This window comes from Acinetobacter sp. 789_lipA (genome assembly GCF_058242845.1).
In genome coordinates, this window is record NZ_JBZAYS010000001.1 from 3335470 (window position 1) to 3360048 (window position 24579).

Annotated in this window: 25 protein-coding genes; 10 read left to right on the forward strand and 15 right to left on the reverse strand. The window is 40.8% G+C overall.

The genetic code is table 11. The annotated features are described in order from the left end of the window. Positions 1-32: 32 nt before the first annotated feature. Positions 33-1652 (reverse strand): inorganic phosphate transporter, encoded by a 1620-nt coding sequence (locus tag AC4CUZ_RS16470; protein WP_490747912.1) that lies wholly within the window; start codon positions 1650-1652, stop codon positions 33-35. 427 nt (positions 1653-2079) lie between these two features. Here AC4CUZ_RS16470 and metH point away from each other — a divergent pair, with 427 nt between their 5' ends. Continuing rightward, positions 2080-5766 carry a methionine synthase gene (gene metH / locus AC4CUZ_RS16475; RefSeq protein WP_490747913.1) on the forward strand — a complete coding sequence of 1229 codons (3687 nt, stop codon included), beginning with the start codon at positions 2080-2082 and terminating at the stop codon, positions 5764-5766. Positions 5767-5970: 204 nt separating this feature from the next. Continuing rightward, on the forward strand, positions 5971-6804 hold the full coding sequence (locus AC4CUZ_RS16480; RefSeq protein ID WP_490747914.1) for a TIGR02391 family protein: 834 nt from the start codon (positions 5971-5973) through the stop codon (positions 6802-6804). A gap of 77 nt (positions 6805-6881) precedes the next feature. On the opposite strand, the gene AC4CUZ_RS16485 is transcribed toward AC4CUZ_RS16480, so the two are convergent. After that, positions 6882-7259, reverse strand: coding sequence for an endonuclease domain-containing protein (locus tag AC4CUZ_RS16485; protein WP_317110346.1), 378 nt, complete (start codon positions 7257-7259; stop codon positions 6882-6884). Between the two features lie 133 nt (positions 7260-7392). Beyond that, positions 7393-8483 (reverse strand): IS4-like element ISAba33 family transposase gene (locus tag AC4CUZ_RS16490; RefSeq protein WP_490748077.1). Its coding sequence is split into 2 segments (ribosomal slippage): positions 7393-7943 and positions 7943-8483, totalling 1092 coding nucleotides; the frame shifts between segments, so codons are not numbered across the junction. Positions 8484-8617: 134 nt separating this feature from the next. Here AC4CUZ_RS16490 and AC4CUZ_RS16495 point away from each other — a divergent pair. Further along, entirely contained in the window at positions 8618-8821 is a 204-nt protein-coding gene (locus AC4CUZ_RS16495) for an amino acid transport protein (protein WP_490747915.1), read from the forward strand. 2 nt (positions 8822-8823) lie between these two features. On the opposite strand, the gene AC4CUZ_RS16500 is transcribed toward AC4CUZ_RS16495, so the two are convergent. Next, positions 8824-9282 (reverse strand): hypothetical protein, encoded by a 459-nt coding sequence (locus AC4CUZ_RS16500; RefSeq protein ID WP_490747916.1) that lies wholly within the window; start codon positions 9280-9282, stop codon positions 8824-8826. A gap of 134 nt (positions 9283-9416) precedes the next feature. Next, positions 9417-10637, reverse strand: coding sequence for an MFS transporter (locus AC4CUZ_RS16505; protein ID WP_490747917.1), 1221 nt, complete (start codon positions 10635-10637; stop codon positions 9417-9419). 104 nt (positions 10638-10741) lie between these two features. Here AC4CUZ_RS16505 and AC4CUZ_RS16510 point away from each other — a divergent pair, with 104 nt between their 5' ends. Next, positions 10742-11524: an AraC family transcriptional regulator gene (locus AC4CUZ_RS16510; protein WP_490747918.1), complete on the forward strand. Its 783-nt coding sequence runs from the start codon at positions 10742-10744 to the stop codon at positions 11522-11524. A gap of 14 nt (positions 11525-11538) precedes the next feature. Here AC4CUZ_RS16510 and def read toward each other — a convergent pair whose 3' ends face one another. Continuing rightward, complete coding sequence (gene def, locus AC4CUZ_RS16515) at positions 11539-12024, reverse strand: peptide deformylase (RefSeq protein WP_490747919.1); 486 nt, start codon at positions 12022-12024, stop codon at positions 11539-11541. A 213-nt stretch (positions 12025-12237) separates the two neighbouring features. Between def and AC4CUZ_RS16520 the strand changes: the two genes are divergently transcribed. Next, positions 12238-13515: an MFS transporter gene (locus AC4CUZ_RS16520; RefSeq protein WP_490747920.1), complete on the forward strand. Its 1278-nt coding sequence runs from the start codon at positions 12238-12240 to the stop codon at positions 13513-13515. Between the two features lie 71 nt (positions 13516-13586). On the opposite strand, the gene AC4CUZ_RS16525 is transcribed toward AC4CUZ_RS16520, so the two are convergent. The 3 genes from AC4CUZ_RS16525 to pnuC all read right to left on the reverse strand — a co-directional run bounded on the left by AC4CUZ_RS16525 (position 13587) and on the right by pnuC (position 15084). Then, entirely contained in the window at positions 13587-14096 is a 510-nt protein-coding gene (locus tag AC4CUZ_RS16525) for a DUF2505 family protein (RefSeq protein ID WP_490747921.1), read from the reverse strand. A 134-nt stretch (positions 14097-14230) separates the two neighbouring features. Continuing rightward, the gene (locus AC4CUZ_RS16530; protein ID WP_490747922.1) at positions 14231-14500 is read right to left on the reverse strand and encodes a hypothetical protein; all 270 of its coding nucleotides are present in this window, start codon (positions 14498-14500) and stop codon (positions 14231-14233) included. Between the two features lie 8 nt (positions 14501-14508). Beyond that, entirely contained in the window at positions 14509-15084 is a 576-nt protein-coding gene (pnuC, locus tag AC4CUZ_RS16535) for a nicotinamide riboside transporter PnuC (RefSeq protein ID WP_490747923.1), read from the reverse strand. Positions 15085-15283: 199 nt separating this feature from the next. Between pnuC and AC4CUZ_RS16540 the strand changes: the two genes are divergently transcribed. Genes AC4CUZ_RS16540 through AC4CUZ_RS16550 form a run of 3 tightly spaced genes read left to right on the forward strand, consistent with a single transcriptional unit; the run spans position 15284 to position 17634 of the window. Next, entirely contained in the window at positions 15284-16081 is a 798-nt protein-coding gene (locus tag AC4CUZ_RS16540; protein ID WP_490747924.1) for a crotonase/enoyl-CoA hydratase family protein, read from the forward strand. Between the two features lie 53 nt (positions 16082-16134). After that, positions 16135-17043 (forward strand): alpha/beta hydrolase family protein, encoded by a 909-nt coding sequence (locus AC4CUZ_RS16545; RefSeq protein WP_490748078.1) that lies wholly within the window; start codon positions 16135-16137, stop codon positions 17041-17043. 6 nt (positions 17044-17049) lie between these two features. Beyond that, positions 17050-17634 carry a TetR/AcrR family transcriptional regulator gene (locus tag AC4CUZ_RS16550; protein WP_490747925.1) on the forward strand — a complete coding sequence of 195 codons (585 nt, stop codon included), beginning with the start codon at positions 17050-17052 and terminating at the stop codon, positions 17632-17634. An 8-nt stretch (positions 17635-17642) separates the two neighbouring features. Here AC4CUZ_RS16550 and AC4CUZ_RS16555 read toward each other — a convergent pair whose 3' ends face one another. Beyond that, on the reverse strand, positions 17643-18011 hold the full coding sequence (locus tag AC4CUZ_RS16555; RefSeq protein ID WP_227518514.1) for a hypothetical protein: 369 nt from the start codon (positions 18009-18011) through the stop codon (positions 17643-17645). 444 nt (positions 18012-18455) lie between these two features. On the opposite strand from AC4CUZ_RS16555, the gene AC4CUZ_RS16560 reads away from it, so the two are divergent. Continuing rightward, entirely contained in the window at positions 18456-18902 is a 447-nt protein-coding gene (locus AC4CUZ_RS16560; protein ID WP_078425415.1) for a GNAT family N-acetyltransferase, read from the forward strand. A 32-nt stretch (positions 18903-18934) separates the two neighbouring features. On the opposite strand, the gene AC4CUZ_RS16565 is transcribed toward AC4CUZ_RS16560, so the two are convergent. Continuing rightward, on the reverse strand, positions 18935-19228 hold the full coding sequence (locus AC4CUZ_RS16565; protein ID WP_490748079.1) for a diguanylate cyclase domain-containing protein: 294 nt from the start codon (positions 19226-19228) through the stop codon (positions 18935-18937). 48 nt (positions 19229-19276) lie between these two features. Here AC4CUZ_RS16565 and AC4CUZ_RS16570 point away from each other — a divergent pair. After that, positions 19277-20367 (forward strand): IS4-like element ISAba33 family transposase gene (locus tag AC4CUZ_RS16570; protein WP_125625403.1). Its coding sequence is split into 2 segments (ribosomal slippage): positions 19277-19817 and positions 19817-20367, totalling 1092 coding nucleotides; the frame shifts between segments, so codons are not numbered across the junction. Here AC4CUZ_RS16570 and AC4CUZ_RS16575 read toward each other — a convergent pair. From AC4CUZ_RS16575 to AC4CUZ_RS16590, 4 genes are all read right to left on the reverse strand, one after another. Beyond that, complete coding sequence (locus AC4CUZ_RS16575) at positions 20262-21971, reverse strand: sensor domain-containing diguanylate cyclase (RefSeq protein WP_490748080.1); 1710 nt, start codon at positions 21969-21971, stop codon at positions 20262-20264. The two genes, AC4CUZ_RS16570 and AC4CUZ_RS16575, sit on opposite strands and share 106 nt — an antisense overlap. Positions 21972-22129: 158 nt before the next feature. Beyond that, positions 22130-22468 carry an FKBP-type peptidyl-prolyl cis-trans isomerase gene (locus tag AC4CUZ_RS16580; protein WP_004981094.1) on the reverse strand — a complete coding sequence of 113 codons (339 nt, stop codon included), beginning with the start codon at positions 22466-22468 and terminating at the stop codon, positions 22130-22132. Positions 22469-22517: 49 nt separating this feature from the next. Then, positions 22518-23048, reverse strand: a complete 531-nt coding sequence (locus AC4CUZ_RS16585) for a YaeQ family protein (RefSeq protein WP_004694442.1) — start codon at positions 23046-23048, stop codon at positions 22518-22520. Between the two features lie 68 nt (positions 23049-23116). Then, complete coding sequence (locus AC4CUZ_RS16590) at positions 23117-24121, reverse strand: CobW family GTP-binding protein (RefSeq protein WP_490747926.1); 1005 nt, start codon at positions 24119-24121, stop codon at positions 23117-23119. Positions 24122-24579: the final 458 nt, after the last annotated feature.

Sequence of the window (24579 nt, forward strand, 5' to 3'; positions counted from 1 at the left end):
GCGTTTTTTATCACTGCTTATTATACATCAGTTTAAACGAACTGTAGAAACAACCAGAACAAGCCACCTGATAAACAGATCGTTGCTGGCAAGGTAAAGATCCAAGCCGAAAGAATGGTTCTTACTGTTGCAAAGTTCAGACCAGACTTGTTTGCCACCATGGTCCCTGCAACCGCAGAGTTCAACACGTGAGTGGTCGATACTGGCATACCAAAGCCATCCGCAGCTGCAATCGTGGTCATCGCCACCAATTCTGCTGACATGCCTTGACCATAAGTCATATGGTTTTTACCAATACGTTCACCTACAGTCACCACAATACGCTTCCAGCCCACCATCGTACCTAGACCTAAAGCCAATGCTACAGCCACTTTCACCCATGTTGGGATGTACTGTAAGAATGAATCTAAGTTACTACGATATTCTTTTACTGTCTTCTTGCCTGCTTCAGACATCGCTGGCAATTGATCCGCTTTATCCAAACGTTTGAACGCTGTCGTGCTTAAGTACATGTCATTACGTAGTGCAGAAACTTCAGCTTCAGGAATATCTTTAAGATCTCCATAATGGCCAACACGCTCACCCAAATGATCTGTCAAACTTGCTAAAGCAGGTACGACTTCTGGGGTCATTTCTTTGGTTTGAATATATTGCGTTATCACCGTACGGGCTTTTTCATCTGCAATATCATTATGATTCGGATAAATCACAGCCGCAGTTTGATCTGAAAGTTGAGCAAATGACTGAATGTGCTGTGAATCTAAATTCTTATTTAAAGAATAAGCCAAAGGCACAATACCAATCAAAATCAGCATGATCAAACCCATACCTTTTTGACCATCATTTGAGCCGTGAGCAAAACTCACACCAGTACAGGTGAAAATCAAAATGGCACGAATCAGTGGCGGTGGTGGTTTATTGCCTTCAGGTGGTTGGAACAATTCCAATTGTTTCTTAAAGACTTTTTTCACCAATAAGAACAACACCGCAGCAAAAGCAAAACCAATCATTGGTGAAAACAACAAAGCCTTACCAACTTTAATCACCTGATCCATATCGACACCCGAAGCACCACTGCCTGAATGCATCAGGTAGTTCATGATGCCCACACCCAAGATTGAACCAATCAAAGTGTGTGAACTTGATGCTGGAATACCCAAGAACCATGTGCCCAAGTTCCACAAAATCGCAGCAATCAACATGGCAAATACCATGGCAAAACCTGCGCCTGAGCTGACATTCATAATCAACTCAACGGGCAGCAACGCAATAATACCGTAAGCCACTGCACCACTTGCGACCATAACCCCAAGAAAGTTACAGAAACCTGCCCACATCACCGCAACAGGTGCAGACAGTGCATTGGTATAAATGACCGTTGCAACCGCATTGGCAGTATCGTGAAAGCCATTTACAAACTCAAAACCCAAAGCAATAAACAATGCCGTTGCTAAAAGGATTAAAGAGTAAAGATTCAGTGCAGGAACATGCGATAAGTCAGCAGAAAGCTGAAAGCCAATATAAATTAGCGTTGAAATAATGACCGTTAAAAACACCGGCATAAAAAATTTCGGTGTAGGTACGTGCACATTCGTCGACTTGACCTGTGTCACGTGCACCTGATCTTGGACGGGAGGAATATTAGAATTCATGCAGACGGCTAAAGAGGATATCAATATCCCCTATTGTTCAATTTAATTGTGACAATTATATGACAAATGCGTGTCACATGAAGCCAATTTTTTCATAATTGGCTTATTTTAGATCAGCAGTAAATCACCTATAGGCTTTGAACGCACTGTGCTGGCTCAAAATTTAATTTTTCGGTGCGGATTACGCTGAATTATTTTCTTACATTTGGCTGTACTGTCTGTAACAATCTGCTCTAATCAATATTTTTTCATCTCTATTTATTCTGATCTATTAACATAGCGGTTCTATATTTCACTTTCGTGAAAACTAAAGCTAAATCAGCCTTTTTTATTTGCCATATAGCCAATACCACTTGAATTAGGCATCAATCAACCTGCTTTTCTGCTAAAATATTGCACGTTTTGAAAACCTGTTTGTGAGTTTTGAATGTCTACACTTGCCACCTTAAAAGCACTTCTTGCCGAGCGCATCCTTATTATCGATGGTGCAATGGGTACCATGATTCAGCGTCACAAGCTCGAAGAAGAAGATTATCGTGGTGAGCGCTTTGTAGATTGGGCTTCTGACCTCAAAGGCAACAATGACCTTTTGGTGTTGACTCAGCCACAAATTATTCAAGGCATTCATGAAGCTTATTTGGATGCGGGTGCAGACATTATTGAAACCAACAGCTTTAACGGCACACGTGTTTCGATGTCGGACTACCACATGGAAGACCTCGTTCCAGAGATCAACCGTGAAGCAGCACGTTTAGCGCGTGCAGCATGCGACAAATATTCAACCCCAGATAAACCACGTTTTGTTGCAGGCGTACTTGGCCCAACCTCACGTACTTGTTCTATTTCACCAAATGTAAATGACCCAGCGTTCCGTAACATCACCTTTGACGAACTCAAAGAAAACTACATTGAAGCAACGCATGCCTTGATCGAAGGTGGTGCAGACATCCTCTTGATTGAAACTGTGTTTGATACGCTGAACTGTAAAGCTGCGATTTTTGCAGTCAAGGAAGTGTTCAAGCAACTTGGTCGTGAACTTCCACTCATGATCTCGGGCACCATTACCGATGCATCAGGTCGTACTCTTACAGGTCAAACCGCGGAAGCGTTTTGGAACTCGGTGCGTCATGGCGATTTACTCTCAATTGGTTTTAACTGTGCCTTGGGTGCAGATGCCATGCGCCCGCACGTGAAAACCATTGCTGATGTTGCCGATACTTTTGTCTCTGCCCATCCAAACGCAGGTTTACCAAATGCCTTTGGTGAATATGATGAAACCCCAGAACAAACCGCAGCCTTCATTAAAGAATTTGCAGAAAGTGGTTTGATCAATATTACAGGCGGTTGCTGTGGTACGACGCCTGATCATATTCGTGCCATTTATAATGCTGTTAAAGACATTCAGCCACGTCAGATTCCAGAAACCAGACCTGCCTGCCGTTTAAGTGGTTTAGAACCATTTAACATCTATGATGATTCACTATTCGTTAACGTCGGTGAACGTACTAACGTTACAGGTTCCAAAAAGTTCTTACGCTTAATCCGTGAAGAAAAATTTGCTGAAGCCCTAGAGGTTGCACAGCAACAAGTCGTTGCAGGCGCACAAATTATTGATATCAACATGGATGAAGGGATGCTCGATTCGCAAAATGCGATGGTGCATTTCCTCAATTTAGTTGCATCTGAGCCTGATATCTCTCGTGTACCGATCATGATTGACTCATCAAAATGGGAAATCATTGAAGCAGGCTTAAAATGCGTCCAAGGTAAACCTGTCGTGAACTCGATTTCCTTAAAAGAAGGTTATGACGAGTTTGTCGAAAAAGCGCGCTTATGCCGTCAGTACGGTGCTGCGATAATTGTTATGGCCTTTGATGAAACAGGTCAGGCAGATACCGCAAAACGTAAGCGTGAAATCTGTAAACGTTCTTATGATGTTTTAGTCAATGATGTTGGCTTTCCAGCCGAAGATATTATTTTTGACCCGAACGTGTTTGCCGTGGCAACAGGGATTGAAGAACATAATAACTATGGCGTCGATTTTATTGAAGCCACAGGTTGGATCAAACAAAACCTACCGCATGCCATGATCTCGGGTGGTGTCTCTAACGTCTCCTTCTCATTCCGTGGTAATGAACCTGTACGTGAAGCGATTCACTCGGTATTCCTTTACTATGCCATTAAACAAGGCATGACCATGGGTATCGTGAACGCTGGTCAAATGGCGATTTACGACGATATTCCAAAAGAACTGAAAGACGCGGTTGAAGATGTTGTTCTGAATCAAAACCAAGGTGAATCAGGTCAAAACGCCACAGAAAAATTGCTTGAAGTGGCAGAAAAATTCCGTGGTCATAGTGGCGCGCAGCGTGAAGCTGAAAATCTTGAATGGCGCAATGAGTCTGTAGAAAAACGTCTCGAATATGCGTTAGTTAAAGGTATCACCACTTATATTGATGAAGATACTGAAGAAGCCCGTTTAAAAGCCAAACGTCCACTCGATGTGATTGAAGGCGCATTGATGGATGGCATGAACGTGGTCGGCGACCTGTTCGGTTCAGGCAAAATGTTCCTACCTCAAGTGGTCAAATCTGCACGTGTGATGAAACAAGCCGTAGCTTGGCTGAACCCGTACATCGAAGCCGAAAAAGGCAATGCACAATCTAAAGGCCGTGTGTTGATGGCAACGGTAAAAGGTGACGTACATGATATTGGTAAAAATATCGTGGGTGTTGTTTTGGGCTGTAATGGTTATGACATCGTTGACCTCGGCGTCATGGTGCCTGCGGAAAAAATCCTGCAAACCGCGATTGATGAAAAATGTGACATTATCGGTTTATCAGGTTTGATCACCCCATCTTTGGATGAAATGGTGTTTGTAGCCAAAGAAATGCAACGTAAAGGTTTTGACATTCCTTTATTGATTGGTGGTGCAACCACATCGAAAGCGCATACAGCCGTTAAAATTGATCCGCAATATTCAAATGATGCGGTGATTTATGTGGCTGATGCTTCTCGTGCAGTCGGTGTGGCAACCACCCTACTCTCGAAAGAAATGCGCGGTAATTTTATTGCCGAGCATCGTGCTGAATATGCCAAGATTCGTGAACGTTTAGCCAATAAGCAACCGAAAGCTGCCAAACTCAGCTATGCCGAATCAATCGAAAATGGCTTTAAAGTGGATGCGAATTATGTGCCACCAATTCCAAATACGATGGGTACACATGTCCTCACCAACTACCCACTTGCAACATTGGTGGAATATTTTGACTGGACACCATTCTTTATTTCTTGGAGCTTGGCAGGTAAATTCCCGAAAATCTTAGAAGATGAGATTGTCGGTGAAGCTGCAACGGATTTGTATAATCAAGCGCAAGCCATGCTTAAAGATGTGATCGAGAATAATCGTTTCGATGCGCGTGCGGTGTTTGGTTTATACCCTGCGCAACGTACAGGTGCAGATACGGTCAGCGTGTTTGACGAAACAGCGCAAAATGTCACGCATACTTTTGAACATTTACGTCAGCAGTCTGACAAAGTCACGGGTAAGCCGAATTTATCTTTAGCCGACTTTATTAGCACTTCTAAAGACAATACCGATTATCTTGGTGGTTTCACTGTTTCAATCTTCGGTGCGGAAGAATTGGCAAATGAATATAAAGCCAAAGGGGATGATTACTCTGCAATCTTGATTCAGTCTTTGGCCGATCGTTTTGCCGAAGCATTTGCAGAACATTTGCATGAGCGTATCCGTAAAGAGTTTTGGGGCTATAAAGCCGATGAGACTTTGGGCAATGAAGAATTGATCAAAGAGAAGTATGTTGGTATTCGTCCTGCGCCAGGTTACCCTGCTTGTCCAGAGCATTCTGAAAAAGCGGTGTTGTTTGACTGGTTAGGTTCTGAAGAAAAAATCGGTACGAAACTGACTGAACACTTTGCGATGATGCCACCTTCCTCTGTCAGTGGTTTCTATTATTCGCACCCTGAAAGTGAATACTTTAACGTGGGTAAGATTTCTCAAGATCAGCTTGAGGATTATGCAAAACGTAAAGGTTGGACACTGGATGTAGCGAAGCGTTGGTTAGCACCGAATTTAGATGATTCGATTGGTTAATTGAATCCCCCTAAATCCCCCTTTGGCAAAGGGGAAAGAAAATCAATTCGTATCAAAAAAATCCCCTCAAAGTGAGGGGAACTTTTGCGTATCAAATGAATTAGGTGACAGCTCCTCCCTTTTTCAAAGGGAGGTTGGGAGGGATTAAATTGATATTCCCCAAGCATATACTTAGAATATATGAATCGTTAAAAATTAAAGTAAATGATGGCAATAATTAAAAATATTGATCTTGGTAGCCTAGAAAGTATTTGTAAAATTTTGGGTGATACAAATAATGGGATTTCAGGAACTGAAATTTCCAAATATCTTGCTGAAACAAGCATCAAAGACCCACAATTGAATTCTACAAAATGGAAACGTTTGTATGATGCTCTTAGTACCAAGCAAAGTGAAGATCGCTGTTCCAACAATATTCTAGCATTTATCAAATATGTTCTACGCCCATCCCGACACATCCATAGAAAAGAATGGTTTAAAAATATAAGAACCGAACTAAATTATGTATTGTCATTTGAGGGCTTTGAACTAACTGAAAGTGGTGATATCAGAGAAACAAATAAAGTAAAAACTTTTTCTGAAGCTGAAGAACGAGCTCAAAATTTAAGAAAAACATTATTAGACCGAAAAATTCATTCTGACATCCTTACTTTTTGCAAAGCTGAATTACTTGTCGATAATTATTTTCATGCTGTATTTGAAGCAACTAAAAGTATTGCAGAAAAAATTAGAATAAAAACTAACTTAACTGCTGACGGTTCAGAATTAGTTGATCAAGCTTTCTCATATAAAGGTAAAATTCCTTATTTAGCATTAAATAACTTAACAACTGAAAGCCATGAAAGTGAACAAAAAGGGTTTATGAATTTACTCAAAGGTGTATTTGGAACTTTCAGAAATACTACTGCACACGCACCTAAAATAACTTGGGAAGTCAATGAACAAGATGCTCTCGATACTTTATCAATGATATCTCTTATTCATAGGAAACTTGATAAAGCCATAGAAGCTAAAAAAATATATGAAGGAGACCTTTAATCCCTCCTAACCTCCCTTTAAAAAAGGGAGGAACTCCGCGAAACAATACCACCATCAAATTCACGGCAAGTCCCCCTTTATAAAGGGGGATTTAGGGGGATTCTGGATTGGGCAGTTTGAAATATAAGTTCAATAACCCCATCAATTTCAGTCAAAATCTGCCCATTATCAAACCTCAGCACGTTCAACTCCAACTGCGCCAAAGCTTCATCTCGAATCCGATCTGCTGCTAATCCGTCAATCGTATAGTGCTGGCTACCATCACACTCAATGACCAAATTCGCTGCGGGACAATAGAAATCCACAATAAAATTAAGAATCGGTTTTTGTCGATAAAACTGTAATCCTAAAATTTGTTTACGGCGTAATCTTTGCCAAAGCAGTTGTTCAACATCGGTCATATTGTTTCGCAAATCACGCGAGGCTTGTTTTAAGTTCTTATTGTAAGGTTGCATCTAAATTCTCTTTATTTTTAAATGTAGGAAATACATGCCTAGTCTAAGCATATCGCTTGGAACAAATACTGCTCTATACGCCCTAAAGAATAATCTCTATTTTTCTCATCTTCTTCTCTGTACACGACAAATTTCATAGGACCCTTGTCCTATCAGGCTTTTTCTTTCTTAAAATTGCTAGCACTTTCTTAAATTCTTCTTTTTTTCCAAAACCAATCAAACGTAGAATAGCCATTTGAACATAGTCCAAACCGTAGCGAAATAAACTTACTGAAAGTCGTCCATGCTTCTTTATTTTTATCGCTTTTTTTCGATCATGTTGCCATTCACCTGTTAAATAGCACCAACAGAAACCGATAGCTAGCACTGCTATCAATTTTTTGACTCGTCTAGGGTCTGTTAAACGAGTATTTTCAAGATTGAATCCACGTCCTTTGAGACAACTAAATAAGGTTTCGATTTCCCAGCGTAATGCATAATCACGAATAGCAGAAGCATTAAACATAGGAGAAACAACAAGTAAAAGTTCTCCATCTTCTAATCGTAGCGCACTAATATACAGTTTCACTCGACCAACCCAAATACGTCGTTTACGACATTCAGTTTGACCAACTTGAAGATGACGAAATAAATCACTAATTTTATGATTCTTGGCTAAGTGATTGGTCACAATAAAGTTTTTTTAACACGTATACAGAAGTTAATGTCATTTTCAATTAACCATGTAAACCATTTCTCACCGATAAATTCTCTGTCTGCAAACACATTCACAATACGATCTTTACCAAAAATGGAGATAAAGCGTTGAATCAAAGCAATACGCTCTTTTGTATCTGAATTTCCACGTTTATTGAGCAATGTCCAAACAATAGGTATCGCTATTCCACGATAGACGATGGCTAACATCAAGATATTGATATCTCGTTTTCCCCATTTCCAATTAGTTCTATCCAAAGTTAATTGGACTTTATCGAATGAAAATATATTGAAAATTAACTGAGAAATTTGACGATAATCAAAATACTGATCTGCAAAGAAGCGTTGTATACGTCGATAAAATGATTGTGGTAAGCACTTGATGGGTAAGGCTTTAGATGCAGAAGAAAGATTACATGTCTGTTTTACAATTAATGCAAGCATAATCAGTGTAAAACATTTTACATGTGACTTGTTCCACTTTAGATATTTGTTTAAGATGAGATGTAACTCATTGAAATGTGTCATCATATTCGTCGTCAGAAAACAAGTATTATGCCATTATTTCAATGAGTTATCTTTTTTTGTCGTGTACAAAGCATCTTCTTATAAGAACCTTGGCATAATATCCGCCAGAGAACAACAAAGTACGAAACATCACCATGAATACTACCCAACTCTTTCTAGGCGTGATCTTTAGCTCAATTGGTTTAGGCTATTTTCTGTATGGCAAAAAGCAAAAAATGACCATACCTTTAACTGTAGGTCTAGTTTTAATGATCTTCCCTTACTTTATTGAAAATAACGCATTGCTAGGTGGTATCGGCTTACTTTTATCTGCTATTCCGTATTTTTTACGCTTTTAATGTCACTCAAAATTAAGCTGTTTGAATTGAATCTCCACGACATTCCAGTGGTGCATCATCTCCCGCAGTACAATAAAGTAAACCAAACTAGAAAGACCGTCATCAGCCACTTTAGACACATAGTATTCCCTGCGCTCAACAAAGGTAGTAAAAGCACTTTCAAGTTGCACACGGTCAAGTTGCTGCTGATCTGGAAAAAACAACGCTAAAACCCTTTGGAATAAGCCATCTGAAGTCATGGCAGTCTTGGGTTGGGCATACTTCATCTGAACAGATTCTAACAGCTCCTCAATCACATAAATCATCGACTCAATCGCAAGCTCATCCAGCAGACCATGACGCATACTGTTTGACTGTATATAGCTTAAACCTTGATCTAGCTGTATATGCTGTCCATCCATTTCAAATGGAAGTTGGTCTAAGCCCAAGGAAAATTTGAGTACACCATTCGGATCAGTCATTACATCAATCCTCTGAAATCAAAACATACATACCCAATGCATTTACATAACGATAATCATCCTGCCGAAATGCAATCGCGCTATCTTCGTTTGATAAGGTAGCGCGATTAAGACTGAAGATCAGCCGTATTCCGTTAGTTTGCTTGGGTCTTCGGTAAAAAGAAGGTCGCTAAACCGAGTAAGGGCAATAACGCACACACGCCAAACACCCATTCAATACCTTTTACATCGGCTAAATATCCTAACCCTGCTGCTGCGATACCACTTACACCGAACATTAAACCAAACATTAAACCTGCAATCATGCCAACTCGTCCCGGAACGGCTTCTTGTGCATAAACCACCATGGCAGCAAAGGCAGAGGAAAGTACTAAACCCGTGATAATCGAAAGTACGGTCGTCCAAAATAGATTGGCATGCGGCATCATCAATGCAAACGGCGCCATGCCGACAAAAGACACCCAAATCACCGCTTTACGCCCAATTCGGTCTCCAATCGGCCCACCTGCAAATGTACCTAAAGCCACCGCTGCCAAAAAGGCAAAGAGATGTAACTGCGCATTTTGCAAACTGAGCTGAAACTTATGCATTAAATAAAAAGTGAAATAGTTACTAATGCTGGCGATATAAGTAAATTTGGCAAACATCAACACGCAAATGGTCGACAGCGCGATGACGAGTTGACGTCCATGTAATTTGCTTTGAACTTGCTGTGCCTTGGCTGCTAACTGTTTTTTACTGTGGCTGATGCTCCAACGACTCACACCAAACAGCACCCAAATCGCAAGTAAGGCAAATACAATGAGCAATGCCACAGCATGCTGTCCAAAAGGCACAATAATCAGCGCCGCCAATAAAGGCCCAATCGCTGTACCCGTATTTCCACCCACCTGAAAGGTCGATTGCGCTGTACCAAAACGCCCACCCGATGCCATTCGTGCCACACGTGAAGCCTCAGGGTGAAAGGTGGATGACCCCACACCAATCAATGCCGAGGCCATGAGCAGTACGATAAAATTTGGTGAAAATGCCAACAGTAAAATGCCGCTAAAAGTCACCACCATACCGAGTGGGAGCAGATAAGGTTTCGGATGTTTGTCGGTATAGAGTCCAATCCAAGGTTGCAGTAGCGATGCCGTAATTTGATAAACCAAAGAAATCAATCCGACTTGTGCAAAGCTGAGCGAGAAATGGGTTCTCAGCATCGGGTAAATGGCTGGCAAAACGGCTTGAATCAAGTCATTGAGCAGATGTGCAATAGCCACAGCCCCCACCACTTTTATAATCATACCTTGCGGTTGCTCATTGATCGTAGCTTCGCCCATACCCTCTTTCATTTGAATTGAAGACGACATACCTCGCAAACTCCATGTATTTTTCATCAGGCATTGATTGTAAAATGTCATTCATGAGACTATCTTCCAATAATCATTGTATAACTGACAATTTTAAACTGCACATGCCAAATTCTCTGATTCAAACCGAAATGTCCGAATTGGTGATTGGGCTTTCTTCTGAGCATACCTATCGAGAGATTACCCCTGCGCATACCCATTCGCGGGCACAGTTTCTGTATGCTTCGACAGGGATGATTCAAGTGTTCACCCCAAACCACGTTTGGATCGTGCCGCCGATGTGCGCACTATGGATTCCGACCCATGTTGAACACAGTGTGATTTCATTAAGTCGAGTTAAACTCAATACCGCATTGGTTCAAGCCGATGCAGCTGCACTGCTAGGGCAACATTGTTTTATTATTCGGGTCAGCAAGTTATTGCATGAACTATTGATTCGCTTAAATGCGATTGAACACATTCCACCTTCCGAGCTGATCAGCTCTGATGAACTGTCACGATCTCTACAGATTTTAATTTTTGATGAAATTCATAAAGCCAATCTGTTGCCCATTCAAATTCCGTGGCCACAAGACAAACGCTTAATGAATATTTGCCAAGCACTGTTAAGTACGCCCGATCAGTTAAAAGATTTAAGCACATGGGCAGATGAAATTGGCACCAGTTCCAGAACCTTGATGCGCATGTTTCAAAAGGAAACTGAGCTGTCTTATCGGGCATGGGTTCAGCAAATGCATATTGCCCATGCCTTAAGTAAAATTGCCAGCGGTGAATCCGTTGCGCAGATTGCAAGATCTCTTGGCTATAGCAATCCGAGCGCATTTAGTAGCATGTTTAAACGTCATTTGGGACAGACCCCGCAACAGTTTAAATATAAGGATGAATAAAATGACACTCGCGCCTAAGCACTCAGGCGATCGACAAATAAAATACCATTGAGATGGTCGATTTCATGCTGCACTATGCGCGCAGGAAAACCTTCAAAAGTGCTTTCCATTACTTCACCAGTCAAAGTGTGATACAGCACCTTAATGCTTTGCGCACGCTGTACCTGTCCGCGTTCATTCGGCACACTTAAACAGCCTTCTTCACCTAAGGTCGTTGCTTGCGAAAACTCTAAAATTTCTGGATTGACCATCACCACGGCGTCCATTTCTGGTGCATCGGGATAGCGTAAATTTGGCCGTGAAGCCACAATAATGACCCGCTTTGAAATATAGACTTGTGGTGCAGCAATACCTACACCGCTCCGCTCTAACATGGTCGCAATCATGGCAGAAGCCAACTGCATAAGCCAGTCGCTATTAAATTCTGCATCTGCGATGCGAGCAGCTTTGAGTCTTAAAATATCTTCACCACGTTGTGCAACAGGTAAAATGACACTCATACACAAATCCTAATTTTTATACCTATTTATTCTTTTTATATCATAAGCCTTTTATCTCGCCTGCGTTATAAATTTACGTTGACCGTCAAATCAACGATGTTGATTCATGTATAATTTTTAGTTCAAACCCAGTAAAGAAAGATTGATTATTCATTCAAAAAAGACTTCTTTAAAATCAAATATAAACCTTTATTTAGCTTTGGAAATATACGCATGGATGCAACACCACGTTTGACCAGAGAAGACAAACGTACCCTTGGGCTGTCATCACTCGGTGGTGCACTTGAGTTCTATGACTTTGTTATTTATGTTTTTTACGCCAAAATTATTTCTGAGTTGTTCTTTCCCGCAGGGCTCAGCCCATTTTGGGCCATGCTGAATACTTACGGTATTTTTGCCGCAGGTTACTTCTTCCGTCCACTTGGCGGTGTAGTCATGGCGCACTTTGGTGACCTCATCGGGCGCAAGCGTCTCTTTAGTTTATCTATTTTGCTCATGGCTTTACCCACCCTCATGATCGGGGTCATGCCGACCTTTGAAACGATCGGTTATGCTGCGCCGCTGCTTTTGCTCCTTATGCGGGTAGTACAAGGCATTGCAATTGGTGGAGAAATTCCAGCGGCTTGGACCTTTGTTTCCGAACATGTCCCTTCTGAAAAAATTGGTTTTGCCAATGGCTTGCTCACGGCAGGTTTGTCTCTCGGCATCTTGCTCGGTGCTTTAATGTCACTGTTCATTTCTCTTCAGTTTAGTGAAGCAGCTATACATGATTGGGCATGGCGTATTCCCTTTATTGTGGGCGGTATTTTTGGCTTAGTCGCCTTGTATTTACGCAGTTATTTGAAAGAGACCCCAGTATTCAAAGCCATGCAAGCACGTAAAGAGCTTTTTAAAGAAATGCCGGTGAAACAAGTCTTAGCCCGTCATAAAACCGCCATGGTGATTGGTATGCTCTTGACTTGGTTCTTAACTGCTTGTGTGGTGGTCCTAATTTTAGCCATGCCAAACTTACTGACGGGTGCCTTTGGTTTTGAACGTAGCGATGCTTTTCAAATGCAAAGTGCTGCGATCATCATGCAAATGCTGGGATGCATACTCGCTGGGATATTGGCTGATCGTTTTGGTGCAGCCAAGGTCTTGATTTTTGGCTCGCTCGGTGTCGCAGCAATCGCAACCATTTTCTATCACAGTTTAGGTGTAGTCAGTCCAACTACTGTGTTTGCACTGTATATGCTTTTGGGATTCTTTTCAGGCACGGTAGGGCTTGTGTCCTATAGCATGGTCAAAATGTTCCCTGCTCCGATCCGCTTTTCGGGCATTTCGTTTTCTTACAATGTCGCCTATGCCATTGCAGGAGGCATCACACTGCCTTTGGTTCAATGGCTCAGCCTCTATAGCAACATTGGCGCGATGTATTATATTTGGCTGGTTTGTTTGGTTTGCTTCTTCACAGCTTTGGTTTATCGAGCTCAATTCGAGACGAAGCACTAAAATGATAAAACCCTTCAATCGAAGGGTTTTCTTTTTATATAACCTAATTTGAAAATATGATGTCAAAACCTTTAGCTTAAGGTTTCTGCATGCAGATTTTGGCGCAGTTCATCTTCCACAATATCAAGCTCGATTTGGCTAAACTTACGAATTTCGCCTTCAGTATGTTTTTCTAACATACCACCAATCAATGGCACTTTTACTTTTACCGTCCACTCCAGTTGAAAGTGAATCTGCTCATCATTACCCGATACACTACGTTGGCACACAGCTTCTAAAGGTAGGTTGGGGTCTAAACGAACTTCCGAACTGAGCACAACTAAATTGCTGACGTCGGTACGTTGTAAACGAAATGCATCTTTTAGAAATTTCTTCGCAATATCGGGAATATTGACATCCAAATTATACGCGCGCTTGAGGGTATAAATATCGCCGACTTTATTCGACTCCAAAATTTCCAACTTCTCACCAGGAATACGACGACAAACCTTTTCATGTAAGCTGATATTGGCTGCGAGTCGACGGAAGTCATCCAACGAAACACCTTTGATGGTGGCATTGACTACAAACTGATGTGCCATAGCATTAAATCCTTTATTTTTTGTTTTTGTAAACATCCATGCCCTGATCAGGACTGAAAAACTGGATCTCGTCATCCTGTAGAAGGGTCAAATATAGACGATGCTCCAGCACCGACTATACCGTGATCTAGATATCAATGTGTGCCATTCTGTATGACAATATCATCTGCAATATAAATAAAAACAACACGCTCAAAACAGGCCAAGCGAATATCAAAATGCTCGGCCCCATCATCCAGTCCTGTAACCGCCCAACTTGCACTGCTGGGTAAATCACCCAGCCAATTGGCCTGATAAAAATCTGCAACCGAAGCAAAGTCCAAATATTGCTTTGGACTTCCCTTTAACCGTTCGATGACCGACTCAAATTGAGCCAATTGTGCGTGTTTAAAATCAATCAACATTACCTAGCCTAAACACTTTTTAGCTGTTGTTTATGGCGTACCTGAGTCCATTGCCACCAGCCAAAAGCTGCCAAGCCAACAAAGCCTGCATATAAAGCCGCGGTTAGGAACAAATCTTTATAGATAAACATACCAACATAAACAATATCAACAAATACCCACAGCACCCACGTCGCAATATGTTTACGACTGGTCCAATAGGTCGCCAACAGACTAAACGCTGCGAGCTGCGCATCCAATAGCGGTACAGCAGCATCGGTCAAATACTTTAAGCTCAAACCAAATACTGCACCAGCCGCAGCGGCAAGTAGCATTTGCAAAATCACTTGCCGAGCTGTAATCGGTTCAATCCGAATCTCATGATCTTGTTGTTTACCTTTGAGCCAGTGATAAAAACCGTAAAAGTTCACCACTACAAAGAAAAACTGCAAAATGGTTTCGCCATACAACTTATAGGTATAAAACAAATAGGCATATAACAAGAAAGCAGCGAAGTTAAACCACCAACACCACATATTGCGCTTAATGGTCAACGTCACCCCAGTTAAGCTAATGATGACTGCAAATATTTCAAGGCTAGACATGGTTCAACTGGTATTCAAAGAAGTGCTGCTATTATGAAAAAAAACTCAATAAAGGCAAGACAATTCCGCTCAATCTAAACGTCGCTCTTTTTTCGGGGAATCGGATCAAACTATCGAGTCACAGAATGAATACGCATAAGTTTTGACAGTTTTCTAACAATCGTTTAAAAACTTATAAAACGATGTAGGAATAATCAAAATGTCAGAACAACAAGGTCGTGTCAGTCGCGAAGTTCGCGGTTCGTTATTTTTAATTGGTTTAGATCGCGCAGCCAAGCGCAATGCTTTCGATAGTCATATGATTCATGACTTATCACTGGCCCTCACCGAATATGAGGATGATCCTTCACTGCGCTGTGCTGTAATTTTTGCGCACGGAGAACACTTTACTGCTGGGCTTGATTTGGTTGAGTTGCAACCCAAACTCACTGCAGGCGTTTTCGACTTTCCCGCGTCACAAATTAACCCTTGGGGCACCAGTTCAAGACCTCGTACCAAACCCGTGGTTGTGGCAGTCCAAGGCTTTTGTTTTACCGCGGGAATTGAACTGATGCTCAATGCGGATGTGGTGATTGCCGATGCCAATACACAATTTGCCCAAATGGAAGTACAGCGCGGCATTTTACCCTTTGGCGGTGCAACGGTTCGCTTTGTACAAGCGGCGGGTTGGAACAAGGCTATGCGCTATCTACTCACAGGTGACAGCTTCAATGCACAAGTAGCTCTCGATCTCAATTTAATTACCGAGGTCGTAGAAACATCCACGCCAAATGCTGCATTAGAGCGAGCATTGAGCCTTGCAGAATCAATTGCAAAAGCTGCACCACTCGCCGTTCAAGCCACGCTGGCTTCTGCGCAACAAGCCGTACAGCACGGTGCAGACTATGCCTTTGCACATTTACAAGAGCACCTCAGCCCGCTACTCAAAACCCAAGATGTCCAAGAAGGTGTCATGGCAATGCTACAACGCCGCCCTGCTCAGTTTAAAGGACAGTAAAGCCCAGAAATCTGGAACCGACTTTAGGATTTAACAAAAAAGAAGAAACGATGATGCAAGCCACCGCCCATTTAGATTCGATTCAAATAGAGAAACAAACTGTAAAATTTTCAGCAACCGATGGTTATGTACTTGTTGGTACACGTTATCGCTCATCTGAGCTGATCAAAGCCAACATCATTGTTGCCAGTGCAACAGGTGTACCACAGCAGTTCTATCGTCGCTTTGCTGAGTATGCAGTAGCTCTAGGTTATCAAGTCCTAACTTTTGATTATCGTGGTGTGGGGCTTTCTGCACCGAAGCAACTCAAAGGTTTTAGCATGTCCTATTTGGACTGGGGGCAGCTAGACTTGTCGGCTGCCATTGACTCTATCCGCAAAGATGACAAACCTATTTTTGTGGTTGGACACTCTTATGGAGGCCAAGCACTCGGTTTAACCCGCAACCATGACCAAGTCACTGCGATGTATTGCTTTGGCACAGGTGCGGGTTGGCATGGCTATATGCCGTTTCAGGAGAAAATGAAAGTACATGTCATGTGGAATCTTATTTTCCCCCCGATGGTTGCACTAAAGGGCTATCTGCCTTGGAGCCTGCTGAAAATGGGCACCGATTTACCTGTAGATGTCTACACACAGTGGCGAAAATGGTGTAAAAATCCGACCTACTTTTTTGCAGATCCCGAGCAACAACACTTACTGGAACAGTATGAGCAGGTCAAAACTCCAATCTATGCTGTTTCAGCACTGGATGATGACTGGGCTTTACCCAACTCAAGGCACGCATTTATGCAGCATTATCGGCATGCGAACATGCATTACCTCAATATTGAAGCCAATGACTATGGCTTAAAAGAAATTGGACACATGGGATATTTCCGCCAGGGGGCCGAAGCCATCTGGGACGATATGCTGAACACTTTCGATGGCTATTTATCCTCACCAACCCCTACGGAACGTTAAAGCTCTATGCGCCCACAAAAACTGAGTAAAGAACAAATCCAGTTGCATTGCATGCAAACCTTTAAAACCCATGGTTATGCAGGCACCAGTATGGATTTACTAGCAAAGTCTTGTGGGCTCAGTAAAGCAGCATTTTATTATTATTATCCCAATAAAGAAGCTTTGGTTTTAGATATTTTGCATGTCAGCCAGCAATACTTAAACCATAAATTGTTCAGCATTTTGTGTGATACGCACTTAGAGTATTGCGTTCGCTTTGAACACTTGCACCAGCAAGCTGTCCGCTTTTTTAGTGCGGGTGTTCAAGGTTGCTTAGTCGGAATGCTGTCTTTGGAAATCCCGCATTTATCCGAACAAATTCATCTCAAAATTCAGTCGATTTTTCAAGATTGGGAGCTGGCGTTGTTACACTACTTTCAGCAAGTCATGCCTATTGCTCAAGCTGAGGTACTGGCCAAAATCAGTGTTGCCGATTATGAGGGGGCAATCTTAATGACACGCTTAAAACAGGATGACTTCTATCTAACTCATGTTGCAGAAAGAATTCTTAAGCAGTTATCCATAGCTGTGATGGACGCTGTGGAGGCTTAAGCAAGAGATCAATCCCGAGTACGATAGCTTTTTTTATGCTCGCATCCACTGCGGTCAATATGCGTATAAAACATGCCATAACGACTTACATAATATTCAAGCGACTGATCATAAAAGCTCCAAAAAATAGACCATTCATTTAAATCCATTTTGCGAATTTGCGTCTGGGTTTTCGCAGGCATTTTGACCAATAATGTGCTTTGCATTAACGTTGCATCTTCTTCGACCGTGAGCAATATCGCTTGATCTAAAAATAGAGTCGCCACGTCATCGAACAGCTCTTGTTCATAAGCATCAACTTCAATAACACGCTCAACCTGAGGTGCTCTATTGGTATGCGTTGCCATTTGCACAGATGCTGCTTCCGATTCAACCACTTTTTTTGTCGCTTCAGAAAGCGGTGCTTTTTTTGAATTTTGATTACAATAATAGATGCCGCAACCAAAGCAATGAGTATGCAAATCATCAGTAAAAATGTCGCCATGCCCTGCTCTCGTAACCAATATTCCCTTTTAAAATACAGCATTATCGCTCAAATAAACACCAAATTAATTAAAACAGACTACGTATGAACTCAAATGCTCAATTCGATGACTTGTAATTGGGTATTGATTCTCAGACCAATTCAAGTGATTCAACACATATTCGCACAAACGTGAAAGGCATCACGATATGTGATTTTTCACTCACAAAATCACTATAAAAAATAATTAACTTAGTGCGATTGAACAACAAAGTTACATCCGTACTAACAGTAATTCAATTTAATAAATACAGTCGCTAGCATGAAATAGCTGTTTCTATAGCTCTAAGAAGAAAAGATGATACGGGCAGCCCAACTTCAGGACATTCCTGAAATTTTAAATGTCGTGCACGACAGTATTCGATCATGTATCAAAGACCATCATCGCCATGAAAGTACGATTCAAATTTGGCTAGAAAATAAAACCCAATCCAACCTGATTATGTGGATGCACTATAACGACAGCTGGGTTTATGTACTCAATCAGCACGTAGTGGGTTTTATTATGGTCAGTGATCAAGGTCGTATTTTACTCAATTATATTTCATCCGCTGAACAACAGCGCGGTATTGGGAAAGCCTTATTAGAAACCGCTATTGAACATCTTAAACGTAAAAAAATTCACCAAATGAGTTTAGAAAGCACCCAAACAGCATGCTCTTTTTATCAAAAACATGGCTTTCAAATCCATGTCCAAGACATTCCAAATCCCAAAATGGTGACCATGGTTAAACTCTTATCCTAAGGTTTATTAACAGAAGTATGACTCAACTAAATTCACTCATTTTCATAGGATTCATTGGGCATTTTCATCTGATCACGGCCCGCTTCTTTGGCTTGATAAAGCTTTAAATCGGCCGCTTTCATAAGGTCATGAATATTGGCATAAATCGTTTCATGATCCATCCACGACACCCCCATACTCAAAGTTACATAATCTTTGCCATCTAGGCGGTTATGATGCTCAAAGCGCGCACTACGCACTGCATCTAAAACGGTTTGCATAATCTGACTAATAATCGCAATTGGGACATTATATAAAACAATGCTTTGTACACGACAAAAAAAGATAACTCATTGAAATAATGGCATAATACTTGTTTTCTGACGACGAATATGATGACACATTTCAATGAGTTACATCTCATCTTAAACAAATATCTAAAGTGGAACAAGTCACATGCAAAATGTTTTACACTGATTATGCTTGCATTAATTGTAAAACAGACATGTAATCTTTCTTCTGCATCTAAAGCCTTACCCATCAAGTGCTTACCACAATCATTTTATCGACGTATACAACGCTTCTTTGCAGATCAGTATTTCGATTATCGTCAAATTTCTCAGTTAATTTTCAATATATTTTCATTCGATAAAGTCCAATTAACTTTGGATAGAACTAATTGGAAATGGGGAAAACGAGATATCAATATCTTGATGTTAGCCATCGTCTATCGTGGAATAGCGATACCTATTGTTTGGACATTGCTCAATAAACGTGGAAATTCAGATACAAAAGAGCGTATTGCTTTGATTCAACGCTTTATCTCCATTTTTGGTAAAGATCGTATTGTGAATGTGTTTGCAGACAGAGAATTTATCGGTGAGAAATGGTTTACATGGTTAATTGAAAATGACATTAACTTCTGTATACGTGTTAAAAAAACTTTATTGTGACCAATCACTTAGCCAAGAATCATAAAATTAGTGATTTATTTCGTCATCTTCAAGTTGGTCAAACTGAATGTCGTAAACGACGTATTTGGGTTGGTCGAGTGAAACTGTATATTAGTGCGCTACGATTAGAAGATGGAGAACTTTTACTTGTTGTTTCTCCTATGTTTAATGCTTCTGCTATTCGTGATTATGCATTACGCTGGGAAATCGAAACGTTATTTAGTTGTCTCAAAGGACGTGGATTCAATCTTGAAAATACTCGTTTAACAGACCCTAGACGAGTCAAGAAATTGATAGCAGTGCTAGCTATCGGTTTCTGTTGGTGCTATTTAACAGGTGAATGGCAACATGATCGAAAAAAAGCGATAAAAATAAAGAAGCATGGACGACTTTCAGTAAGTTTATTTCGCTACGGTTTGGACTATGTTCAAATGGCTATTCTACGTTTGATTGGTTTTGGAAAAAAAGAAGAATTTAAGAAAGTGCTAGCAATTTTAAGAAAGAAAAAGCCTGATAGGACAAGGGTCCTATGAAATTTGTCGTGTACAGAGAAAACAATGGCAAACTCTTCCCCACCATAGCGTGCTAAGTAGGCATTATGTGGCAGTACTGCACCAATCACTTTGACCAGATTTTGCAGAACTTCATCGCCCTTTAGGTGCCCATAGAAATCATTATAATTTTTGAAATAATCGACATCCATCATGGCAAAAACCAAAGTTGCATGACTATTTTGTTGTGTTTCAATAAAGCGCTGCTGAATTTCCTGATTCAATGCACGCCGATTATAGGCGCCTGTTAAGGCATCAATTTGAATTTGATATTCGAGTTTTTCATTTAAGTCATGTAATTGAGAGGTGCGCTGTTGCACTTTTTGCTCTAAAGAATCATTCAATTCAATTAAATTATTATTTAAACGTTCGGTATGGTAAGTCTGATAAGCATAGTTACGTGATTGTCGGAACATCACCAAAAGTGCATACAGACTGGTAGAGATAAAAGATAGATGAATAGAATCAATCACATGTAAGGTCAGCAAAAAGTCATGGATAAACGACATACATAACACAATCACGGCGCAAAAATTAAGCTTCGAATACTTTTGTTTGGTCTTTAAGGTTATGTAAAAACCATAGGCAAAATTCAGTAAAATAATAATACTGAAAAAAGCGCTATAAAAAGCCAGCAGCTCAAAAACAACTTGCTCGGATAACAAGGTAATGACGATATTCAAGGTCAAAACCAACATGGAAATGGTGTAAATCCAATGCTGTAAATAGTGCTGATTGAGCAAATACATATAGCTCAAAAAGAACATAACCGCCAAATAGATAAATAAATATTCTAAGCGGATTCCCCACAACCAGTTGATATCTAAGAAGGTCGTGTAGGCATAAGGCGCGGTAAAAAGATTGTGTAAGGCAAGAAATAAAATAAAAATACCAAAGACAAAAATACCTCTACTATTTCGCTCATCCGAACCACGGAAAATAGCAAACATAGTGGTGAACAAACCCACACCAAATACCGCGCCACAGATCATGGCGATACTCATCATCAGTTGCTGATAATGTCGATTAATCGTTTTAGCAATGCCAATATGCATGGGGCTTTCAAGTCCACCACCTAACTTATTAAAGTTTGAGGCTTGTATGCTCAGGGTGAAATAAGGACGATCGGGAACAAAATAAGCAATCCGCGGTGCATTTTCTGTTTGTTGTGCTTCTGCATTATCGGCAACATCCCCCAAACGGACTAAAAAGTCTCCATTGAGATAAACCCGATAAGCTCCAGATTGGTTGGGAATGTGAATGGCTAATCTTCGGCCAATGAATTCCTCTGGAATTTTAAAATGTGCAATAAAGGTGCCGTAACCAATATTACTGCCAGTAAGTTCCTTAAACGAAATTGGCAACTCCGTTGCTTTTGAAACTAATTTGGGATTGGGCCGAGTAATCAGCTCTTGGTCATAATAAGACCATGTACCTTTTAAATAACTGGTGGTTTGTTCGGTGAATTGAATGTCATTGACATTTTTTTGATGCAAATAATACTGCGTGGGCTCAGCTTCATATTGTGCCCACGTCGAAGGTATCAAACTTAAAACCAGCAAACAGCTTAAAACAAACCCAAACAAAGAACGTTTGCTCAATGAGCTATACAAAAGCGACTCTTCCCTTAAATACGCTCTGCCTAATAATTAATCTACAAATGTTTTTCTTAAAAACCAAGTGTTTTTACAAATGAATCAAATACATCCTTGTAATTGACTCTTTTATTTATCAATATTTTTGATTAATCACGTGTTTTTACATCATACAACTCAATTTCAAAAATCAAATTTGAATTGGCAGGAATAATATTACCCATTTTACGCTCACCATAAGCCAAATGTGATGGCACGATGAGTTTACGTTTACCGCCCACTTTCATGCCCATAATCCCTTGGTCCCAACCTTTAATGACACGGCCTGTCCCAATCACAGTTTCAAAGTAGTTCCCGCGGTCTAAAGATGAGTCAAATTTGGTTCCATCTTCTAACCAACCCGTATAATGCGTGGTGATTAAAGCACCTTTAACCGCTTCTTTACCTTCACCGACAACCAAATCAATAATTTCTAATTCTGCGCTCATGTTTTCGCTCCCAACCTGTTCAATCAATAAATCTAGTTAAACTGCATGCTTATTGCAATTTCGTCCATTCAATAATGGCTTGTGCATGGTCACCAATTAAGGTCCACTCACCATCCATCACATTCAACTGAAGTTGCATAGTACGCTCACACAGGGCTTGAACTGCTTCAGTACTTGCAGTCGACAATTGCCAGATTTCTACATTGTTCAATGTCTTCAACTTACTGTTGCGCTTATACCATTCATCGACCGCTGTGCCATAAGTGACAATCGCCACTTGCTTACAACGTGCACTGGCTTTTTTCACTTTATCTTCGTCTGGGCTGCCCACTTCAATCCATTTCACCAACTGACCCGTGAGGTCCTTTTCCCACAGCGCAGGCTCATTGGTTTCAAATAAGTCTTTGGTAAACTCTAAAGCTTCATCTGCAAAACGTGCAAACGCCAACAAACGCACCATCAAACGCTCAATGGTTTCTGAAGGATGCAATGCCAAAGTCAGTTGATAGTCCCCATATTGGTGAACATCCATATTGGCAATATTCAAATCTGCCTTATAAATTGTAGCTTTAAGCGCCATACATACCATCCTCAAATTTGCCGACTAGCATATAAGATTTCGGCTTTTTTTGCTTAAAACAATTTAAGTCATTGCTCAATGCGGCATGCAAAAAGTGCGCTTTCAAAACTCATCCAATCTCTTTGTTTTTGAATAATCAACTCAACTCGGTTATCAATCCCTTCGTCAACATCTTGATAGTTAAATTGTTCAGGATTGAAATTAAATGCCTTCCACCCCTGATTGGTATGGAAAATTCCTTTAATCCGTCGCCAATCTTGCTGTTCACAAAGTAAATCTAATAAATCGTAAAAGTCAAAAACCCAACGTTTCGGCATTTTCCAACCCGCAACACTATAACCTTGCGCTGTTTCTACATAGTGATACGGCAACTGTTTAATCTCGGGAAAATCTTGTTGAGTCGCTTTCAACTGTTGCTGAACGCTCAGTAAAGGCTGCTTAAATCGTTTTGTTCCGATGTAGTCAAAATCAATTTGTGCAAGCTCAATCTTGCCCTGCTCTGCCATCAGCCACTGCTGAGCGTAAGGCTGATATTCGGTTTGCAGTTTATCAAGAGCATCTTGATCTGCTTTTTGCATATGAGCTTGATGCGAAACCACCACAATCTGCGCCGCTTTTAATTGATCCTGATAGAGATTTTGTACTGTCCATGCATGATCATGTAAACGCGAACCATCCAGCACGGTGATCGGAGCACGCATGTGCAGGGTCGAGTGCCAATGTGGCTCGGTCAGTTGCTCCAGTAACTGTGCTGGATGTCCCAAGCCTGTGGGTTCAATAAACAGCCGATCAGGCTTTTGTTCTGAAAGCAAACGAGACAGTGCTATTTGCATCGGTAGTTGGCTGCTACAACATAAACAACCACCGAGTAATTCTTTCACCGCATAGCCTTCCGTTTGTGGCATGAGCTGTTGATCTACGCCAATTTGCCCAAACTCATTCATCAGTACCGCCCAAATTTCATGTTCCGGTTTCTGACCTAACAAATGCATGAGCAAAGTGGTTTTACCTGCACCAAGAAAGCCCGAAATAATATGCGTAGGAACCGCCTGCGGCATCGACATCAGTTTCAAAATTTTATACCTAGCATGGAATATGATAAAAACAGCACAATAAAATAAGCCTTTATCTTAATTTAAATAACCAATTTTCTCATCTCAAATCCATGGCATCGAACACTCAGCATTCAGTTAGCTGACATTTCATTCATTTATACCCCTATTGGACAAACTTCCTTACATTTTACTCAATACTGAAATTAGGGTTTCGCACTTAATTCGCATGCTTTGTACAGTTTATGTGAGTTTTCAAACATCCATATTGATCATTAATTCTTCTTTTTATCTCAATCTATTCACAAAAAACTTCTACTTGTTACTTAAAGCTCACTATTTTTTCATCATCTGTAGTTTTAGGTAATGTGCACTTTTCACATTGTTGCTTCGATTGAACCGCAGATATTCAGGCGATAGCATGAAGCTCAGTTCAAATTGATGTGATGATCAGTCTGAACTATTTTTATCTATAAAAT

What these genes read in the sequence shown, in the direction of transcription:
- AC4CUZ_RS16470 (WP_490747912.1), bottom strand. Translation starts at nt 1,652, where the DNA reads ATGAATTCTAATATTCCTCCCGTCCAAGATCAGGTGCACGTGACACAG.
- metH (WP_490747913.1), top strand. Translation starts at nt 2,080, where the DNA reads ATGTCTACACTTGCCACCTTAAAAGCACTTCTTGCCGAGCGCATCCTT.
- AC4CUZ_RS16480 (WP_490747914.1), top strand. Translation starts at nt 5,971, where the DNA reads ATGATGGCAATAATTAAAAATATTGATCTTGGTAGCCTAGAAAGTATT.
- AC4CUZ_RS16485 (WP_317110346.1), bottom strand. Translation starts at nt 7,259, where the DNA reads ATGCAACCTTACAATAAGAACTTAAAACAAGCCTCGCGTGATTTGCGA.
- AC4CUZ_RS16495 (WP_490747915.1), top strand. Translation starts at nt 8,618, where the DNA reads ATGAATACTACCCAACTCTTTCTAGGCGTGATCTTTAGCTCAATTGGT.
- AC4CUZ_RS16500 (WP_490747916.1), bottom strand. Translation starts at nt 9,282, where the DNA reads ATGACTGATCCGAATGGTGTACTCAAATTTTCCTTGGGCTTAGACCAA.
- AC4CUZ_RS16505 (WP_490747917.1), bottom strand. Translation starts at nt 10,637, where the DNA reads ATGTCGTCTTCAATTCAAATGAAAGAGGGTATGGGCGAAGCTACGATC.
- AC4CUZ_RS16510 (WP_490747918.1), top strand. Translation starts at nt 10,742, where the DNA reads ATGCCAAATTCTCTGATTCAAACCGAAATGTCCGAATTGGTGATTGGG.
- def (WP_490747919.1), bottom strand. Translation starts at nt 12,024, where the DNA reads ATGAGTGTCATTTTACCTGTTGCACAACGTGGTGAAGATATTTTAAGA.
- AC4CUZ_RS16520 (WP_490747920.1), top strand. Translation starts at nt 12,238, where the DNA reads ATGGATGCAACACCACGTTTGACCAGAGAAGACAAACGTACCCTTGGG.
- AC4CUZ_RS16525 (WP_490747921.1), bottom strand. Translation starts at nt 14,096, where the DNA reads ATGGCACATCAGTTTGTAGTCAATGCCACCATCAAAGGTGTTTCGTTG.
- AC4CUZ_RS16530 (WP_490747922.1), bottom strand. Translation starts at nt 14,500, where the DNA reads ATGTTGATTGATTTTAAACACGCACAATTGGCTCAATTTGAGTCGGTC.
- pnuC (WP_490747923.1), bottom strand. Translation starts at nt 15,084, where the DNA reads ATGTCTAGCCTTGAAATATTTGCAGTCATCATTAGCTTAACTGGGGTG.
- AC4CUZ_RS16540 (WP_490747924.1), top strand. Translation starts at nt 15,284, where the DNA reads ATGTCAGAACAACAAGGTCGTGTCAGTCGCGAAGTTCGCGGTTCGTTA.
- AC4CUZ_RS16545 (WP_490748078.1), top strand. Translation starts at nt 16,135, where the DNA reads ATGCAAGCCACCGCCCATTTAGATTCGATTCAAATAGAGAAACAAACT.
- AC4CUZ_RS16550 (WP_490747925.1), top strand. Translation starts at nt 17,050, where the DNA reads ATGCGCCCACAAAAACTGAGTAAAGAACAAATCCAGTTGCATTGCATG.
- AC4CUZ_RS16560 (WP_078425415.1), top strand. Translation starts at nt 18,456, where the DNA reads ATGATACGGGCAGCCCAACTTCAGGACATTCCTGAAATTTTAAATGTC.
- AC4CUZ_RS16580 (WP_004981094.1), bottom strand. Translation starts at nt 22,468, where the DNA reads ATGAGCGCAGAATTAGAAATTATTGATTTGGTTGTCGGTGAAGGTAAA.
- AC4CUZ_RS16585 (WP_004694442.1), bottom strand. Translation starts at nt 23,048, where the DNA reads ATGGCGCTTAAAGCTACAATTTATAAGGCAGATTTGAATATTGCCAAT.